Source organism: Streptococcus sinensis (assembly GCF_000767835.1).
Taxonomy (GTDB): domain Bacteria; phylum Bacillota; class Bacilli; order Lactobacillales; family Streptococcaceae; genus Streptococcus; species Streptococcus sinensis.
Genome location: NZ_JPEN01000064.1, coordinates 1 through 2,318, shown reverse-complemented (window position 1 = coordinate 2,318; position 2,318 = coordinate 1). Strand labels below are relative to the sequence as shown.

The 2,318-nt window shown below is 50.1% G+C and carries 1 tRNA gene and 2 rRNA genes; all 3 read right to left on the bottom strand.

Annotation, left to right across the window (positions count from 1 at the left end):
* Nucleotides 1–331 (bottom strand): 23S ribosomal RNA (locus SSIN_RS05220); the annotation flags it as partial.
* Between the two features lie 127 nt (nucleotides 332–458).
* A tRNA-Ala gene (locus tag SSIN_RS05215) sits at nucleotides 459–531 on the bottom strand.
* 52 nt (nucleotides 532–583) lie between these two features.
* Nucleotides 584–2,140 (bottom strand): 16S ribosomal RNA (locus tag SSIN_RS05210).
* Between the last annotated feature and the right edge of the window lie 178 nt (nucleotides 2,141–2,318).

The following is a 2,318-nucleotide window of genomic DNA, read 5'->3' as shown; positions in this document are numbered from 1 at the left end:
CATTCTTCTATAAAATCTGAGTCCACAGCGCAGTCCTACAACCCCGAAGAGTAAACTCTTCGGTTTGCCCTCCTGCCTCTTCGCTCGCCGCTACTAAGGCAATCGCTTTTGCTTTCTCTTCCTGCAGCTACTTAGATGTTTCAGTTCACTGCGTCTTCCTCCTCATCTCCTTAACAGAGATGGGTAACAGGTAGTACCTGCTGGGTTCCCCCATTCGGACACCCCCGGATCTATGCTTACTTACAGCTCCCCGAGGCATTTCGTCGTTTGTCACGTCCTTCTTCGGCTCCTAGTGCCAAGGCATCCACCGTGCGCCCTTACTAACTTAACCTTATTTTCGACCTTTCAGTCTTAAACTCATTAATATTCACAGCGTTTTCGGTTTATTTTCTTGTTACTATTTGATATAGTTATTCAATTTTCAATGGACAAGTTTAGAATAGTACATACTATCCTAATGGAGCCTAGCGGGATCGAACCGCTGACCTCCTGCGTGCAAAGCAGGCGCTCTCCCAGCTGAGCTAAGGCCCCACAAGACCTCTCAAAACTAAACATGACGACCAATGGCTTCCGTTTTCCTTAGAAAGGAGGTGATCCAGCCGCACCTTCCGATACGGCTACCTTGTTACGACTTCACCCCAATCATCTATCCCACCTTAGGCGGCTGGCTCCTAAAAGGTTACCTCACCGACTTCGGGTGTTACAAACTCTCGTGGTGTGACGGGCGGTGTGTACAAGGCCCGGGAACGTATTCACCGCGGCGTGCTGATCCGCGATTACTAGCGATTCCGACTTCATGTAGGCGAGTTGCAGCCTACAATCCGAACTGAGACTGGCTTTAAGAGATTAGCTTGCCGTCACCGACTTGCGACTCGTTGTACCAGCCATTGTAGCACGTGTGTAGCCCAGGTCATAAGGGGCATGATGATTTGACGTCATCCCCACCTTCCTCCGGTTTATTACCGGCAGTCTCGCTAGAGTGCCCAACTGAATGATGGCAACTAACAATAAGGGTTGCGCTCGTTGCGGGACTTAACCCAACATCTCACGACACGAGCTGACGACAACCATGCACCACCTGTCACCGGTGTGCCGAAGCAAAATCCTATCTCTAGGACGGGCACCGGGATGTCAAGACCTGGTAAGGTTCTTCGCGTTGCTTCGAATTAAACCACATGCTCCACCGCTTGTGCGGGCCCCCGTCAATTCCTTTGAGTTTCAACCTTGCGGTCGTACTCCCCAGGCGGAGTGCTTAATGCGTTAGCTGCGGCACTGAGTCCCGGAAAGGACCCAACACCTAGCACTCATCGTTTACGGCGTGGACTACCAGGGTATCTAATCCTGTTTGCTCCCCACGCTTTCGAGCCTCAGCGTCAGTTACAGACCAGAGAGCCGCTTTCGCCACCGGTGTTCCTCCATATATCTACGCATTTCACCGCTACACATGGAATTCCACTCTCCCCTTCTGCACTCAAGTTAAACAGTTTCCAAAGCGTACTATGGTTAAGCCACAGCCTTTAACTTCAGACTTATCTAACCGCCTGCGCTCGCTTTACGCCCAATAAATCCGGACAACGCTCGGGACCTACGTATTACCGCGGCTGCTGGCACGTAGTTAGCCGTCCCTTTCTGGTAAGTTACCGTCACAGTGTGAACTTTCCACTCTCACACTCGTTCTTCTCTTACAACAGAGCTTTACGATCCGAAAACCTTCTTCACTCACGCGGCGTTGCTCGGTCAGGGTTCCCCCCATTGCCGAAGATTCCCTACTGCTGCCTCCCGTAGGAGTCTGGGCCGTGTCTCAGTCCCAGTGTGGCCGATCACCCTCTCAGGTCGGCTATGTATCGTTGCCTAGGTGAGCCGTTACCTCACCTACTAGCTAATACAACGCAGGTCCATCTCTTAGTGATGCAATTGCATCTTTTAATATCTTACCATGCAGTAAGATATCTTATGCGGTATTAGCTATCGTTTCCAATAGTTATCCCCCGCTAAAAGGTAGGTTACCTACGCGTTACTCACCCGTTCGCGACTCACAAAGTACGGTGTAGTAAACTACGGTGCACCTTGTGCGTTCCACTTGCATGTATTAGGCACGCCGCCAGCGTTCGTCCTGAGCCAGGATCAAACTCTCATTAAAAGTTTGAGTTCTCACTCATTTCTGTCACTGACAGATTTATTGTTTTTTCATTGTTCAGTACTACAACCTCAGTTGTAGTGCCCTGCACATTGGTTCGTCTTGTTCAGTTTTCAAAGGTCTTTGTCGCCCTCGCAAGCGACAACTATATCAGTATATCACCTCAACTAATTCTTGTCAA